8 protein-coding genes, 1 tRNA gene and 2 pseudogenes are annotated in these 16132 nt (G+C 32.1%); 8 read left to right on the top strand and 3 right to left on the bottom strand.

Annotated features, from left to right (window positions below; all coding sequences use genetic code 11):
* Positions 1-319 precede the first annotated feature (319 nt).
* Complete coding sequence (locus GOY07_RS04455) at positions 320-529, top strand: hypothetical protein (protein ID WP_246224391.1); 210 nt, start codon at positions 320-322, stop codon at positions 527-529.
* Between the two features lie 502 nt (positions 530-1031).
* Entirely contained in the window at positions 1032-2342 is a 1311-nt protein-coding gene (locus GOY07_RS03565) for a pyruvate dehydrogenase complex dihydrolipoamide acetyltransferase (RefSeq protein ID WP_175838292.1), read from the top strand.
* A 75-nt stretch (positions 2343-2417) separates the two neighbouring features.
* Here the strand turns inward: GOY07_RS03565 and GOY07_RS03560 are convergent.
* Positions 2418-3357 (bottom strand): annotated as a pseudogene (locus GOY07_RS03560) (IS630 family transposase).
* Positions 3358-4056: 699 nt separating this feature from the next.
* Here GOY07_RS03560 and GOY07_RS03550 point away from each other — a divergent pair.
* Together GOY07_RS03550 and nuoF are read left to right on the top strand one after the other, a co-directional pair.
* Positions 4057-4129, top strand: a tRNA-Lys gene (locus GOY07_RS03550).
* A 17-nt stretch (positions 4130-4146) separates the two neighbouring features.
* Positions 4147-5424 carry an NADH-quinone oxidoreductase subunit NuoF gene (gene nuoF / locus GOY07_RS03545; protein ID WP_175838288.1) on the top strand — a complete coding sequence of 426 codons (1278 nt, stop codon included), beginning with the start codon at positions 4147-4149 and terminating at the stop codon, positions 5422-5424.
* A gap of 121 nt (positions 5425-5545) precedes the next feature.
* Here the strand turns inward: nuoF and GOY07_RS03540 are convergent.
* Positions 5546-6441, bottom strand: a pseudogene (locus tag GOY07_RS03540) (IS630 family transposase).
* A 770-nt stretch (positions 6442-7211) separates the two neighbouring features.
* Between GOY07_RS03540 and uvrA the strand changes: the two are divergent.
* The 3 genes from uvrA to GOY07_RS03525 all read left to right on the top strand — a co-directional run bounded on the left by uvrA (position 7212) and on the right by GOY07_RS03525 (position 13174).
* Positions 7212-10028 (top strand): excinuclease ABC subunit UvrA, encoded by a 2817-nt coding sequence (uvrA, locus tag GOY07_RS03535; protein WP_175838287.1) that lies wholly within the window; start codon positions 7212-7214, stop codon positions 10026-10028.
* A gap of 1057 nt (positions 10029-11085) precedes the next feature.
* The gene (locus tag GOY07_RS03530; RefSeq protein ID WP_175838285.1) at positions 11086-12489 is read left to right on the top strand and encodes an NAD(P)H-dependent flavin oxidoreductase; all 1404 of its coding nucleotides are present in this window, start codon (positions 11086-11088) and stop codon (positions 12487-12489) included.
* Positions 12490-12982: 493 nt separating this feature from the next.
* A complete protein-coding gene (locus GOY07_RS03525) occupies positions 12983-13174 on the top strand; it encodes a hypothetical protein (RefSeq protein WP_175838278.1) in 192 nt (63 codons plus the stop codon).
* Positions 13175-14285: 1111 nt separating this feature from the next.
* Here the strand turns inward: GOY07_RS03525 and GOY07_RS04220 are convergent.
* Entirely contained in the window at positions 14286-14486 is a 201-nt protein-coding gene (locus tag GOY07_RS04220) for a hypothetical protein (protein WP_218938962.1), read from the bottom strand.
* Between the two features lie 562 nt (positions 14487-15048).
* Between GOY07_RS04220 and GOY07_RS03515 the strand changes: the two genes are divergently transcribed.
* Entirely contained in the window at positions 15049-16122 is a 1074-nt protein-coding gene (locus GOY07_RS03515) for an AI-2E family transporter (protein WP_175838276.1), read from the top strand.
* Positions 16123-16132: the final 10 nt, after the last annotated feature.

Raw genomic sequence — 16132 nt, 5'->3', positions numbered from 1 at the left:
TATAGGCTCTTATATAAAGATGGGGTATTTTATACCTCTAAAAAGCAAAATTTCTGAGTTAATAGAACAACAATTTTACGTTGAACATCATAATGATTATTTGATTTACGCCATATATAAGTGCTGCAAGTGATCTATTTAATTCTATTACTCTTTATGTAATTGATAGTAGCTATTATAGGATCAAGCATTTAAGGTATTGCAAATTCATTCAACATAATAAAAAAGGAAATTGACTAAGATGAAATTGCAAGTATAGGAAATAAAATCAAAAGTGAAGCTAAAAAAGAAGATAGCACAAATTTCCTAGATTGATTTCTTGGCAGGTCAATTACTAAAAGAACAAAGTGAAAAATCTATTATAAAAATTTTAAATTTATCTGCTGGAGAGGTGTTAAGGAGTTTCTGTGTGCAATGTAATAGTCCTGTACAAGAGAGTAATTTTCCGAAGTGTGAAGAACCTTCTACTTCACACGAAGAGGATGCTGCAGAAGGTTCAGAAACTACTATCATTCGAGATCTTTTTTGACCTAATTAATTTCATATATATGTTTTTTTATATTCAAGCTTTGTGTTTTAGTAAAATAGCAAGGCACCATTCTTTATTACACTTTTCTAGTCTCATTATAACTGACTTGTCTATTTTTATAATAATCTTACTGTCTGTACTCTGTTTTGATATTCATGAGTATCTTTTTTTATCATCGCGAGCGCTTATTGCTAAGTAGATTACTTTTTGTCCATCCACAGTCTTTGTTGATATTATAGACCTTTTGCCAATTTTTAAACTCTTCTATTATTTTTAGGAGTAGATTTTTACAAGTGTATATCCATGTTATAGGATAGTGAAACCCTTGCACTGTTTTCAGATTGAATTTGTTTGATTTTGTTGTGATAAAGTCGTGAGCAAACAAATTGAAGCTAAATAATAAAGACAATAATATGGTAGATTTATTTATTAAGATTCATGATTAGATTGACACAAGATAAAGAATAAATTAAAAATTGAATAGATTTTAAACTTATAATAAATGCCTATAGAAGTATTAATGCCTGCTCTTTCTCCAACGATGAGTAAAACTGGGGGAAAGATTGTGAAGTGGTGTAAAAAAGAGCAGGATAGAGTTGAAGTAGGTGATGTCATTGCTGAAATAGAAACTGATAAAGCTATAATGGAGTTTGAATCTGTGGATGAGGGAGTTTTGGCTAAAATTTTAGTATCGGAAGGAACAAGTGGCGTACCTGTAAATCAGCTGATAGCTATAATGCTGGAAGAAGGAGAAGACAAAAGTGCGGCTGATAACTATGTTTCAGTTTCTGCTACCAGTATTGTGGCTAAGGAAAAAGTTGCAACCACCTCTTCAATGTCATCCAACTCTTTCGTATCATTTAATTCTTCAGTATTATCTAACCGTTCAATCTCCTCTCAGTGCTTGACACTGTGGGACAAGAAGGAAGGGGGTACCAAGATAACAGAAGAAAGTAGAATAAAAATAAGCCCATTAGCTAAAAAGATAGCTCAGAATGAAGGGGTTAATATTAGACGGTTAAAGGGTACTGGGCCATATGGTCGCATTATTAAAGTTGACGTGTTGGAGTTTTTAGATAGTGATATACAAATTAAAAATCGTGAAAGATCGGATGAAGATACTATAATTGAAGTAAGTAACATGCGCCAAGTGATAGCACAGCGCCTAATTGAGGCCAAACGAAATGTTCCACATTTTTACTTAACTGTAGACTGCCAAGTTGATAAGCTAATATCGCTCAAAAATGAAATTAACTCAGCAGATGTAAACAATAAAGTGACGATTAACGACTTAATTATAAAAGCTGCAGCTTTCAGCATGAAAAAATTTCCTGATATAAATTCTTCATGGATAGATAATAAGATACTGAGATATGTGAATATAGATATTTCAATCGCTGTAGCACTTGAAGATGGGCTTATCACTCCTATAGTGAAAAATGCTGATGAAAAAGGTATTTTATCTATATCAAAAGAAGTGAAAGATTTAGTAATCAGAGCAAGATCTGGAAAATTGAGACTAGAAGAATTTCAAGGTGGAGGATTTACTATCTCCAACTTAGGTATGTTCAATATAAAAGCTTTTAGCGCTATAATTAATCCACCACAATCTTGCATTATGGCTGTTGGTACATCTAAAAAACAGCCTATTGTTATCAATGAAAAAATAGAGATAGCAGAAATAATAACAGTAACACTCTCTGTTGACCACAGAATAGTTGACGGAGTGTTAGGAGCAAAGTTTTTAAATGCCTTTAAACATTATATAGAGAATCCTTTAACAATGCTTATTGAAACTAGAGCAAATATTTAGTTTGGTCAGCATTATTGTTATAAAATTGATATCTCTAAGTTTATAATCTATATAAGCTTACACCAATTCTTATTTTTAATAATTCAAATAAGTTACATTGCAGAGTTGCTTAATTACAGAGTGAAAAAGAGAGGTGATAGCTTTGCACAAAGCGCTCTCAAACAAAAGGCAATTGTATTATAAACTTTACTGCACAAAATGTTCTGTGTTTTATATAGAACTAAAGTTCTCAACAGAATTGAGTTCTGGTAAGCATGGTGGTAGGTATATAATCTCAATATTTTAGGTGCCTTTAAATTTCTTGGCTTATCTCAACTGACACAATCCATGATAAGAAAGATTTCTCTTATTCTTAAATATTGCAACATTTATTCAAGAAATGTATTCATACAATCAGTACTTATATTTAAGCGCAAATAAGATAGTACTCTTTCTATTTCTAGGATTAACTGCACTGTAAAGATGAAAATTTTTGTCTATTTAATTCTACTTTAACCTGCGTTCTAACACCCTTTTTAGACCACCAGTATTCAACTTTTAAATGTATGCAACCTCCGCGATTCATCAAAGATGAATAACTCTTGTTCAGAATACTTACCAATAGTTTCATTAAGTTTTTTAAAGTCTTCTTATCTACTTTATCTTGTTTATTGAGAATTGGTTTTGACGTAATATACGAAAACTTCATTTTTTGCATATGTTTGTAGACTTCTGGCATTTAAGCCAAATTTTTTCTAGATTACTATTATCATTCCTTTAATGGTGATATTAGATTTTTTTGTATACATACTCAACCTGTTCAAATTGCTTTGATTCAATCTAGTTTTTCTACCCCTTTGAGGTAAAGTAAACAGTTTTTCTTTTTTTTCAAATTTTAGGTGCTTTATTCATACAGTTAGTGCTGTTCTTGAAATACAAGGTATTCTTGATACGGCTGTTATATTGTGCTTTTTGCTACAATTACAGCATTTAATTTTTTTGCAACGTATGCATTATTTCGCACTTTCTTCAGTATTTATTTTGCTGATTTCACGATTTTTTCATTCAATGATTTTGATTTTTATGCCATCTAAACATCGCTATTTTACTTACTTCAGTAAGGCTTCCTTTTCCATTATTGTTTATCCGTTCTTTATACAGTAAGACTTGGTATTAAAACACAGGTTAAAGTAAAATTGGGTAGACAAAATTTTTATTTCTACAGTCAGTTAATCCTAGAAATAGAAAGAGTTCTAGCTTGTTTACGCTTAAATGTAAGTACTGATTGTATGAGTATATTTTTTGAATAAATGTTGCAATGTTTTAGAATGGGAGAAGTATTTTTTGTTATAGATTGTACTAGTTGGTATAAGTCAAAATTTAAAGGTGCCTAAAAATATCGAGGTTATATATTTATCACTGTACTTACCTGAACTCAATCATATTGAGGGATTTTGGTTGTATATAAAACGGAATATTTTGCGTAATAAAGTCTGTAATATAATTGCTTAGTTTGAGAGTGCTTTGTACAAATTTATTTCCTTTTTTTTGCTTCACAATTAAATAACTCTACGATTTAACTTATTTGACTTATTGTTACTAGAATTAGTATTAAAACTGATTTAATGTGCAAAAAGTCTATTGTATAATTTATTTAACCACATATGAAAATTTTAGTTTGATTAAAACGGATAAAGGTTGTATTACTGTTTAATATAGAATATGGCCGAAAAACGATCCCGTAGCTCAGTCGGTAGAGCAACTGACTTTTAATCAGTGGGTCGCGCGTTCGATTCGCGCCGGGATCACTAAAGTCTCGGAAAGCATGATGAAAGAACAGGACAAAGTATTCACTAATTTGAATGGTAAAGAAACTCCACTACTCAATGGTGCAAAAAAACGTGGTACTTGGCAAAAAACAAAAAAAATATTGGATTTAGGATCAGAAAAAATCATTGATGAAATAAAAAAATCTGGCTTAAGAGGTCGAGGTGGGGCGGGATTCTCTACTGGGCTTAAGTGGAGCTTTATGCCTAAGAATCCTTCAAAAGAGCAACCGACATACTTAGTAATCAATGCGGATGAATCGGAACCTGGTACATGTAAGGATAGAGATATATTGCGGTATGAGCCGCACAAATTGCTTGAAGGGATTCTTCTGGCTGGTAGGGCAATTAGTACGTCTGTTGCGTATATTTATATTAGGGGTGAATTTTATAATGAATATTTAGTTTTAAAACAAGCACTTGAAGAAGCATATAAAGAAGGTCTAATTGGAAAGAATGCATGCAAATCAGGTTATGATCTTGACGTGTTTATCCATAGAGGTGCAGGGGCTTATATATGTGGAGAAGAAACAGCTCAGCTTGAATCAATTGAGGGGAAAAAGGGCTTTCCCCGCATGAAACCTCCATTTCCTGCGAATATTGGACTTTTTGGCTGCCCAACCATGATAAACAATGTTGAGACTATAGCTATGGTTCCAGACATTCTGCGTCGTGGGGGGGAGTGGTTTGCATCTCTTGGCAAACCAAATAATACTGGTACTAAGATCTTTTGTATTTCAGGGCATGTAAATAATCCGTGTAATGTTGAAGAAGAACTTGGAATTCCTCTGCGTGAATTGATTGAAAAGTGTGCGGGTGGAGTACGAGGGGGTTGGGATAATTTGCTTGCTGTAATACCTGGTGGGTCTTCAGTACCATTAATTCCAAAATCTATATGTGATATTATTGAAATGGATTTTGATTCATTAAGGGCGGCACAGTCAGGGCTTGGTACTGCTGCAGTAATAGTGATGGATAAATCAACTGATATAATAGCTGCAATAGAAAGGTTGTCGCACTTCTATATGCACGAATCATGTGGACAGTGCACACCATGCCGCGAGGGTACTGGATGGATGTGGAGGATTATGAAAAGGATGGTAACAGGAAATATTAAGCCTAGTGAAATAGATAAATTACTTGACCTTACAACTCAAATAGAAGGTCATACGATTTGTGCACTTGGTGATGCTGCAGCTTGGCCAATTCAAGGATTAATCAGACATTTTCGCCACGTTATTGAAGAGAGGTGTACGTTCAGCAAAATGGTAAAATAAGATAGAGCGGAAGTGAGATAATATAATAAATTAGAACTATTCAAAAGTCTAGAGTGGAAAAAATAGCAAAGTTAGACTAATTCTTATTGTTAATGGATCATAAACTACATTGCAGAGTTATTTAATTGTAAAGTGAGAAAGAGAAGGTAATAAACTTGCACAAAGCACTCTCGAGCAGATCAACTGTATTACAAATTTTATTATGCAAAATACTCTATTTTATATACAACTAGAGTCCCTCAATAGAATTGAGCTCAGGTGAGTATGGTGGTAGATATATGATCTCAATATTTTTGGTACCTTTAAATTTTTGACTTATTTCACTAGAACAATTCAGGATAAGAAAGACTTCTCTTATTTTTAAATATTGCAACATTTGTTCAAAAAATATATTGATGCAATCAGTACTTAATATTTAAGCTCAAATGAGCTAGAACTCTTTCTATTTCTAGGATTAATTGTACTGTAGAGATGAAAATTTTATTTATCTGATTCTACTTTGATCTGCGTTCTAATACCCTTTTTAGACTACCAGTATTAAATTTTCAAATGTGTGTTAACCGCGATTCATCAAAGATGAGCAACTCTTGTTCAGAATACTTATCAATAGTCTCATTAAGTTTTTTAAAGTCTTCTTATCTACTTTATCTTGTTCATTGTAAATTGGTCTTGACGTAATATATGAAAACTTCATTTTTTGTATATTACTGTAGACTTCTGATGTTCAAGCGAAATTTCTCCTAGATTACTATTATCATTCCTTTAATGGTAATATTGGATTTTTATATATACTTCAACCTGTTTAAATTGTTTTAATTCAATCTAATTTTTCTACCACTTTGAGATGGAGTAAACAATTTTTCTTTTCTTCCAAATTTTAAGTGCTTTATTCATACGGTTAATGCTGTTCTTGAAATACAAGATATTCTTGATACAGCTGTTATACAGTGTTTTTTGCTACAATTACAGTATTTATTTTTTTACAACATGTGCATTATTTTGCACTTTCTTCAGCATTTCTTTTGCTGATTTCACGATTTTTTCATTTCATAATTTTGGTTTTGATGCCATTTAAATATTGCTATCTTACTTACTTCAGTATTGTCTATGCGTTTCTTGTATAGTGAGAATTGATATAAGTCTTAAACGCTGTAATTTAGCTGCTTTTAAACTGCAACTAACTTTTGCTTTAATGTTTAAGAAATTGACTAAATAGAAAAAGGCAAAAGAACTACAGTTAGGTAACTAGTTATTTATATTTAACTTTCTAAACACGGCGTCTTTTTATTCTAACGCTTAACAACTACAATTTAGTTGCTTTTAATCTACAATTATTCCAATCATAGTATCAAGAAAATTACTAACAGTAAAAAAGACAAAAGAAAATACATGACAGCTAATTATTCACTATCATTTTACCAGTTACATTTTAAAATATTTTTAAGCGATTAGCAAGCTAATTCACAGCACTGGTTGGTATACAGATAACGATGCAAAAAACATTAAGGTGCACATAGTACAAAAAATCAAACATGAGGCACCAGACATGTTAAGCTTTTTTGTCATTTAATATGTACAGAAAAGGTAAATAACTAGTTTTAATGCTAGGTAAGGAAGAAGATGGTGAAGTTTGTCAAGAGATTTTTGTATTTCCCATAAGCTGTGCAAATGATGTCCTTCTTAAGTAAGCTTGTATTCATTTTATTTTCCATAATAGTTAAAAATTAGTGGAAAGTTACTGCAAGTTTATGTATTTATAAACTATAATAATTGAAGGTATGCGATATATGGACGATTTTATAAAAGTTAAGGGTGCAAGAGAGCATAATCTGCAAGGTGTAGATGTCAATATACCAAAAAATAAGTTAGTTGTTATAACTGGGCTAAGTGGCTCTGGCAAATCTAGCCTTGCGTTTGATACAATTTATGCAGAAGGCCAACGTAGATATATTGAAAGCCTGTCAGCTTACGCGCGTCAATTTCTTAACATTCAAGATAAACCAGATGTTGAATCGATTACGGGCCTCTCTCCTGCAATATCCATTAATCAGAAGTCAATTTCAAAAAATCCAAGATCAACGGTTGGAACTGTTACTGAAATTTACGATTACTTGCGCTTAATGTATGCGCGAATAGGAGTACCTTATTCGCCTGCAACAGGATTGCCAATAACAAAGCAAACTGTATCTCAAATTGCAGATATTATAATGGCGCTACCTTTAGAAACTAAAATACATATACTTGCTCCCATTGTACGTGGTAGAAAGGGAGAATATCTCAAAGAGATATTAGAAATAAAAAAGCAAGGCTATGTGAGGTTAGAAATAGACGGTGAGATACATAACATAGATGCTTTACCTAAGATCGATGAAAATAAGAAACATGACATTTTCGTTGTTACAGATAGGATATTGGTATCAGACGATATAGGAAATCGATTACCCAGTAGTATAGAATCAGCATTGAGGCTTGGCCACGGCTTAATGTACGCAAAAATAATAAGCTTGCCTGATAATCATAATTCCAAGTATAAAAATGGTCAAATTTTAATTTTCTCAGAAAATTTTGCATGTCCTGAATCTGGTTTCGCTCTTGAGGAAGTGGAACCAAGATTATTCTCTTTTAATAGTCCTTACGGTGCATGTTATTCATGTAATGGGCTTGGTAAAAAGCTGGATATTGACATAAAGCTGATAGTACCAGATGAAACGCTTTCAATATCTGAAGGTGCTTTAAGGCCAGTGGGATCAATATCTCGTCAAGTACATGCAAGCTATGGATTTTTGAAAAATGTGATCTTATCACTGGCTGAAGATCGTAAATTTAGCCTTGACGCTCCGTGGAAGAATATAGATCAAAATGTAAAAGATGTAATATTTTTTGGTTCTAAAGAAATGAAATTTCAAGGTTTAGTAGATATCTTAAAAAATCAGATAGATTATGACGAAACGCTTATTGAACGATATTGCTCTGTCACTAACTGTAAGGAGTGCGTTGGTTTTAGAATAAGAAAGGAAGCACTAACAGTGAAGATTGATGGTAGACATATAGGTGAGATATCTAGGCTCAGTATAGATGAATTTCTTAAATGGTTTAAGAATCTACCGAGCAAGCTTACAGAACAACAGAAGCAAATCTCAAATAAGATATTAAATGAAATAATTAAGAGGCTAACTTTTTTAAAGAATGTAGGGTTGAGTTATCTTACACTTGATCGTGAATCAAGCACTCTCTCTGGTGGTGAGAGTCAAAGAATCAGGCTTGCTTCACAAATCGGTTCAGGGTTAACAGGTGTTCTATATGTGCTTGATGAACCATCAATAGGCCTTCATCAATGCGATAATGACCGATTAATTGCCACACTTAAAAAGTTGAGAGATATGGGAAACACCGTGATTGTTGTTGAGCATGATGAAGATACAATAATGGCTGCTGATTATGCAATTGATATTGGTCCTGGAGCTGGTGTAAATGGAGGGAAAATTGTTGCAGAAGGAACACCAGATCAAGTGCAAAAGAGCTCAATAAGCATAACAGGGCAATATTTAAGTGGAAAGAAAACAATCTCAATTTCAAAAAGAAGAAAGCGAGCAACTCAGTACATAAAAGTGATAAATGCGCGTGAGAATAACTTAAAAAATATAGATGTTGAGTTTCCTATAGGGAATCTTGTTTGCGTAACTGGGGTATCAGGGGGGGGAAAATCAAGTTTAGTTATAGAAACTTTATATAAATATTTGGCACGTAAAATGTATGGTTCATCTGCGAAGTATGGTCAATGTGATAAGATTGAAGGTTTTGAATATATAGATAAAATTATAGAAATAGACCAATCGCCAATTGGTAGAACTCCAGCATCGAATCCAGCAACATATGTCGGCATTTTCACTCATGTAAGAAATTGGTTTGCAGGTCTTCCAGAATCAAAAGCACGAGGCTATAACATAGGCAGATTTTCGTTTAATACTAAGGGAGGGAGGTGTGAAGCGTGTAAAGGTGATGGACATTTAAGAATAGAAATGCATTTTTTACCTGACGTTTATGTCAAATGTGAGCAGTGTAAAGGTCGGCGATATAATCGAGAAACGCTAGAAGTTACTTACGAAGGAAAATCAGTTTCTGACATACTTGATATGACAATAGATCAAGCGTGTGATTTTTTTAAAAACCTTTCAATGGTAAAAGAAAAGCTGATTTCTTTGCGGGAAGTAGGACTTGGTTATATAAAACTTGGACAGCCGTCAACAACATTGTCTGGAGGTGAAGCACAACGGATAAAACTCTCCAGAGAGCTATCAAAAAGGTCTACTGGGAAAACATTATACATTCTTGATGAACCAACGACAGGATTGCATTTTGAAGATGTAAATAATTTACTGAAGATACTTCATAAGTTAGTCGATCTAGGAAATACTGTTATAGTCATTGAGCACAACTTACATGTTATAAAAACTGCAGATTATATAATAGACATTGGTCCAGAGGGTGGGGTAAAAGGCGGTGAAGTGATTGCCACAGGAACTCCAGAAGAAATAATAGATATACCAGAAAGTATTACTGGTAAGTATCTTAAGCCATATCTGTTAAAGTTAGTCAAGGTATAAAGTTGTTATAGTAATTAGGGTATCTAGCGCCAATTCTCACTGTACAAGAAATGGATAGACAATAATAGAAAAGAAGCCATACTGAAGTAAGTAGAATAGCAAGATTTAATGGCATTTGAAATTAAAATTTTTAGATAAAAAAGTCATGTAATCAGCAAAAAAAACGTGAAGAGAGTGTAAAATAATGCATATGTTGTAAAAAAACTAATGCTGTAATTATAGCAAAAAAGTACTGTATAACAGCTGTAGTAAGAATATGTTGCATTTTAAGAACAGTACTAGCTGTATGAATAAAGCACCTAAAATTTGGAAGAAAAGTAAAATTGTTTACTTTCTATCAAAGTTGTGGAAAAACTAGGTTGAATTAAAGTCAATTTAGATAAGCTGAAGTATGAATATAAGAGAACTCTAAAATATATAAAAATGAAGTTTTTACATATCATGCTAAGACCAATTTACGGTGAATAAGACAAAGGTAAATAGAAAGCGTTTTAAAAGAACTTAATGAGATTATTAATAAGTACTCTGAACAAGAAGTTTTTCTTTGAAGAATTGCGGTTTACACGCATTTGAAAATTGAATACGAGTAGTTTAAAAATGGCGTTAGAACGCAGGTTAAAGTAAAATATAGGTAGATAAAACTTTTGTCTCTATAGTGCAGTTAGTCCTGAAAATGAAGAAAATTTTAGCTTATTTGTATTGGATGTATCAACACTGATTGTATGAATATATTTCTTAACAAATATTGCAATATTTAGGAACATGAGAAGTTTTTCTTGTCATATGGATTGACTTAAAGTGCTTTGTACAAATTTATTGCCTCTTTTTCTTACTCTACAATTAAACAATTCTGTAATGTCACTTATTTAAATCTACTAACAGTGAGAATTAGTATTAACATGGCTTCTTTCCCATTATTATCCGTCTGTTCTTTTTGCAGTAAGAATTAGGCTAAAGCCTAAATTTGCTACGTACTTCTGATAGTGTCAAAGGAAAATAAACAGCTATTATTTTTTTAGTAACCAAGTAAAATAGAACAAAAAATTATGAGGAAGCTTTGAAAAACAAGATAAAAAAAATGATAATTTCAGGAAAGGAAGTGTGGCCAATTATTGAGGGTGGTAAGGGTATTGCAATTAGTAATGGAAGATCAAGTGGAGCATTTGCAGCAGCAGGTGCTGTTGGAACGTTTTCTGGCGCAAATGCTAAGCTTATTGATGATAACGGTGAGTTAGTACCGTTGATTTACAAAGGTAAAACAAGAAATGAAAAACATGAAGAGTTGATTGAATATAGTATCTGGGCTGGAATTAGTCAGGCAAGAATAGCAAATGAAATATCAAGAGGTCGTGGAAGAGTGCATATGAATGTGCTTTGGGAAATGGGTGCGGCAGAACGTGTACTTCATGGTATATTAGAAAAAGCAAAGGGCTTGGTTCATGGTATTACCTGCGGTGCCGGTATGCCTTACAGGCTTGGAGAAATTGCAGCCAAATATCAGGTTTATTATTATCCTATTATTTCATCAGTACGTGCTTTTAGAGCATTGTGGAAACGCGCTTACCAAAAAATATCTTCTTTTTTACTTGGTGGAGTAGTATACGAGGATCCGTGGCTTGCTGGAGGGCATAACGGATTAAGTAATACTGAGGATCCGGAGTTACCCCAAGCTCCATTTGAAAGAGTTGTAGAACTTAGGTCTTTTATGAACGAAATCGGTCTTTCAGAAACACCAATTGTTATGGCAGGGGGAGTGTGGCATTTAAAAGATTGGGAACATTGGTTTGACAATCTGCAAATTGGGCCAATAGCTTTTCAGTTTGGTACTCGTCCGCTTTTAACGAAAGAAAGCCCAATTTCTGCAGATTGGAAAAAGAGGTTATTAACTTTGGAAGAAGGTGATGTATTTTTGAATAAGTTCAGTCCAACTGGGTTTTACTCATCTGCAGTAAGAAATAACTTCATACGCGAGTTACAGGAACGAAATTCACGTCAAGTAAAATTTTCAGAAAATGCCAGCGAGGAGTTTGATAATGAATTTATAATTGGTGCAAGAGGTAGAAAGATTTACCTTACTTCAAAAGACAAGGAATTGGTAAATATATGGACTGAAGCAGGGTATACAGAAGCAATGAGAACTCCAGATACAACTGTTATTTTTGTAACGCCAGATAAATTTGCAGAGGTTAGACAAGATCAAATTAATTGCATGGGATGTTTGAGTCATTGTATATTTAGTAATTGGAAAGATCATGGCAATCATTCGACGGGGCGAAAGCCGGATCCGCGAAGTTTTTGTATACAAAAGACATTGCAAAATATTATACATGACGGCAATATTGAAAATGAGCTTATGTTTTCTGGGCACAGTGTGTACAAGTTTAAGCAAGATCCGTTTTATAAAAATGGCTACATACCGACAGTAAAAGAGCTAGTAAAAAGAATATTGACAGGGCATTAAATTGTCCTCTCTTGATAAAGGAATATTACTTTATTATGATGAATATTTATTAATTTAATCTTAATTTAGAGAAATATCATATCACTAGTAAGAATGTTTTAAAGTTATGCATTATGCTCTATTAAGAAGTAGAGTGATAATAGTAACGTTAGGGGATTTTTATAATTTTGTGATATACAAAATGTCACAGATATTAAAATGAAGAAAATTTTAAAAGGGTTATATAAAAGATTTGTGTGCTAGGATTCAAGCAGTGGACGGGATATGGGAGTGATTTATGTAATGAAAAAAGTGATGAGCAATTTACTACACATATACATACACAATAGAAATTTAGATTTTTGTAATTATTTACCATTCAATGTTATATTGATTCTTTGCTTGGTGAGCTTGGTTATATTACAGTTATCTATGGCAATACCATTAGCAAAAGCAAGGAAAATAGGAAAAGGCTTAAAAGATAGTAGAAAGGTGTTAGCCTTAGGTTATAATAGTGCGTATTACTTTCTATGTTGGTATGTGCTTTTTTGCTACTATAGTAGCAAAAAGTGGCAAGAAAAGAAGGAAAGCTAGATTAGCTGGATATAAACCTAAAGTGTTTAGAAATATTGAGTTTGTAGTTATAATGATTCCTACTATACAAAGAATAAACGACAATAATGGAAAAGAAGACTTACTGAAGTAAGTAAAATAGCAAAGTTTGAATGTCGTTAGAATCAATAATTTTTAGGTGGAAAAAGTTATGGAATTAGCAAAAGAAACGCTGAAGAAAATGTAAAACAAATGCGTAAGCAAAAATGTGTTGCATTTCAAGGTCAGCATAACTACATAGATAAAGTACTTAAAATTTAGAAGAGAAGAAAATTGTTCACTTTTCTTCAACATTGTAGAAAAATCAGATTTGGATCAGAATCAATTTGAATAAATTGAAGTGTAAATACAAGAGAACTCTAATATTACCGTTAAAGAAATGAGAATAAGAATTTAAGAAAAATTTAGCTTAAATGTCAGCAAGTTTACAGCACAGCGTAATATGCAAGAAATGAAGTTTTCGTATATTACGTTAAAACCAATCAACAATGAGCAAGATAAAGGTAGATAAGAAAAGTTAAAAAATTTAATGAGATTATTGGTAAGTATTCTGGGCAAGAATTATTCATCTTTGATGAATTGCGGTTACACATTCGTAAGTTGAGTATGGATGGTTTAAAAAGGGTGTTAAAACCTAGGTAAAGTAGAATTAGGTAGACAAAATTTTTATCTCTATAAGAGCAATTAATACTAGAAATAGAAAAGGTTCTAGCTTATTTGCACCAGGAAGCTTTTCTTGTTATGGATTGTGTTAATTGGGATAAGTCGAAAAGTTTAAAGGTGTCTAAAAATATTGAATTATATACCTATAACCATGCTCACCAAAGCTCAGTTCTGTTGAGAGACTTTGATTCTATATAAAATAGAACATTTTGCATAATAAAGGCAATAATATAATTGCTTTGCTTGAGAGCGTTTCGTGCAAATTTATTACCTCTCTTCTCACTCCGCAATGTCACTTATTTGGCCTATTAACAATGAGAATAAGTGTTACTAATAGTCTCAATTAAATTGAGAGGACTTTTCTCTTATCTATCTTTATCTTGCTCATTGTTGATTGGTTTTAACGTAATATACGAAAACTTCATTTCTTGCATATTACGCTGTGCTGTAAACTTGCTGACATTTAAGCTAAATTTTTCTTAAATTCTTATTCTCATTTCTTTAACGGTAATATTAGAGTTCTCTTGTATTTACACTTCAATTTATTCAAATTGATTCTGATCCAAATCTGATTTTTCTATAATGTTGAAGAAAAGTGAACAATTTTCTTCTCTTCCAAATTTTAGGTACTTTATCCATGTAATTATGCTGCCCTTAAAATGCAACATATTTTTGCTTATACATTGTTTTATACTTTCTTCAGCGTTTCTTTTGCTTGATTCCACAACTTTTTCACCTATCAATTATTAATTCTAACGACATCAAACCTTGCTATTTTACTTGCTTCAGTAAGTCTTCTTTTCCATTATTGTCATTTATTCCTTGTATACTAAGAATTAGTATAACCTTTAGTCTTAAATATTTAAGAAGTTTATTTAATGAGAAAAAGAACACTTGATTGGTATCTATTTAAAAATATCAGCGTTTTTTATGTTTTAAACACTTAACAATTGCGACTTAGCTGCTTTTTATCGTAACTAAGCCTTTGATCATCAATATTAAAGGAATTTTCCTAGTAGGAAAAAGACAAAAAATATTTTATGATAGTGGAAACTTGGGAAATATTGCAGAGATATAAGGTACACATAGTGCAAAGAGATTAATATAAGACGCCAATTACGTGGTACTTCGTTGTTCTATCTGCATAGTAGATTGAAAATAGATGAATACCTTTAGCTTCTTAGTTAAGGAGGATGACAAGGCTTATCAAGAGATTTTTTCGTTTTTATGACCTTACTTAAGTACCTCTATAACATAAGCAAAATAAACTGTGTATTTTTTCAATAAATTGACTATGCTAAAGTCATGCAAAAGCGTCATATAACCATTTGTCTTGTACCACTTCTTATAATAGGCATCTTATTCTTAGTACGTCCTATGATTTTCCCGTGTTTAATGTCTATCGTCGTTGCATATCTATTTAATCCGCTAGTAATAAAGTTTGGGAAGTATGGAATATCACGCCTATATTCTGTAGTTTTCATAATATTTGTCCTGCTAATGATCTTTATACTAACTGTTATGTTAATTTTACCCATTACATATGTTCAAATTACTTCAATATTAAATTTTTTAGTAAGTAAAGTGCCTTCATTAAACCTTAAAATTATTCCATCCATACTAGAATTTCTTAATATAAAGATTGACAATAGTTTGTTTGATCACTCATCTAAAAATTTAGCAGAAAATTACAGCGATTATGTATCTTATTTTATAAATGCTTTTAATATTGCCAGTAACTTTGCAATCCAGGTATTAAGCTCAAGCTTCAACTTAATCCATATAGTATCATTAGTAGTGATCACTCCAGTAATGCAATTCTATATATTGCGTGATTGGCCTCTCATCGTAAGAAAAGTTAATAAATTAGTTCCTATTCCTTATAGAAAAGGAGTTGTAAGTTATTTTTCAGAAGTAGATTTTATTATATCTAATTACTTGAAAGGGCAGGCAAATGTGTGCATTTTTATGACAGCTTTTTATTCTATAGGTCTTGGTATGATCGGATTAAAATATCCTATTACTATTGGAATTTTATCAGGAACACTAACATTTATACCTTATATAGGACCATTGTTATATACTGTTATTGGCTTTTTAAGTGCCGTTACTCAATTTAGTGAATGGTTTGAAAGTATTGCAGTTCTACTGTTATTTGGTGTCGGGCAGTTAATAGATGCAAATATATTGGTTCCTTTATTGATAGGAAAAAAGGTTCATGTGCATCCGGCTATAATCATTATTGGAATTACTATATGTATCTCATATTTTGGTCTCATGGGAATATTACTTTTTGCTCCAATAATAGCAATATTTACTGTATCGGTAAGGTATATAATCAATCTTTATCTTAAAAGTGAGTTTTATAAAAGTGGCTAATAGATTTTTT

The sequence above is a fragment of the Wolbachia endosymbiont of Litomosoides sigmodontis genome (assembly GCF_013365435.1).
Taxonomy (GTDB): Bacteria; Pseudomonadota; Alphaproteobacteria; order Rickettsiales; family Anaplasmataceae; genus Wolbachia.
Note: the sequence above shows the minus strand (reverse complement) of the source record. Positions and strands in the feature narration are given on the sequence as shown.

Coding starts and splice junctions, on each gene's coding strand:
- GOY07_RS03565 (WP_175838292.1), top strand. CDS start 1,032: ATGCCTATAGAAGTATTAATGCCTGCTCTTTCTCCAACGATGAGTAAA.
- nuoF (WP_175838288.1), top strand. CDS start 4,147: ATGATGAAAGAACAGGACAAAGTATTCACTAATTTGAATGGTAAAGAA.
- uvrA (WP_175838287.1), top strand. CDS start 7,212: ATGGACGATTTTATAAAAGTTAAGGGTGCAAGAGAGCATAATCTGCAA.
- GOY07_RS03515 (WP_175838276.1), top strand. CDS start 15,049: ATGCAAAAGCGTCATATAACCATTTGTCTTGTACCACTTCTTATAATA.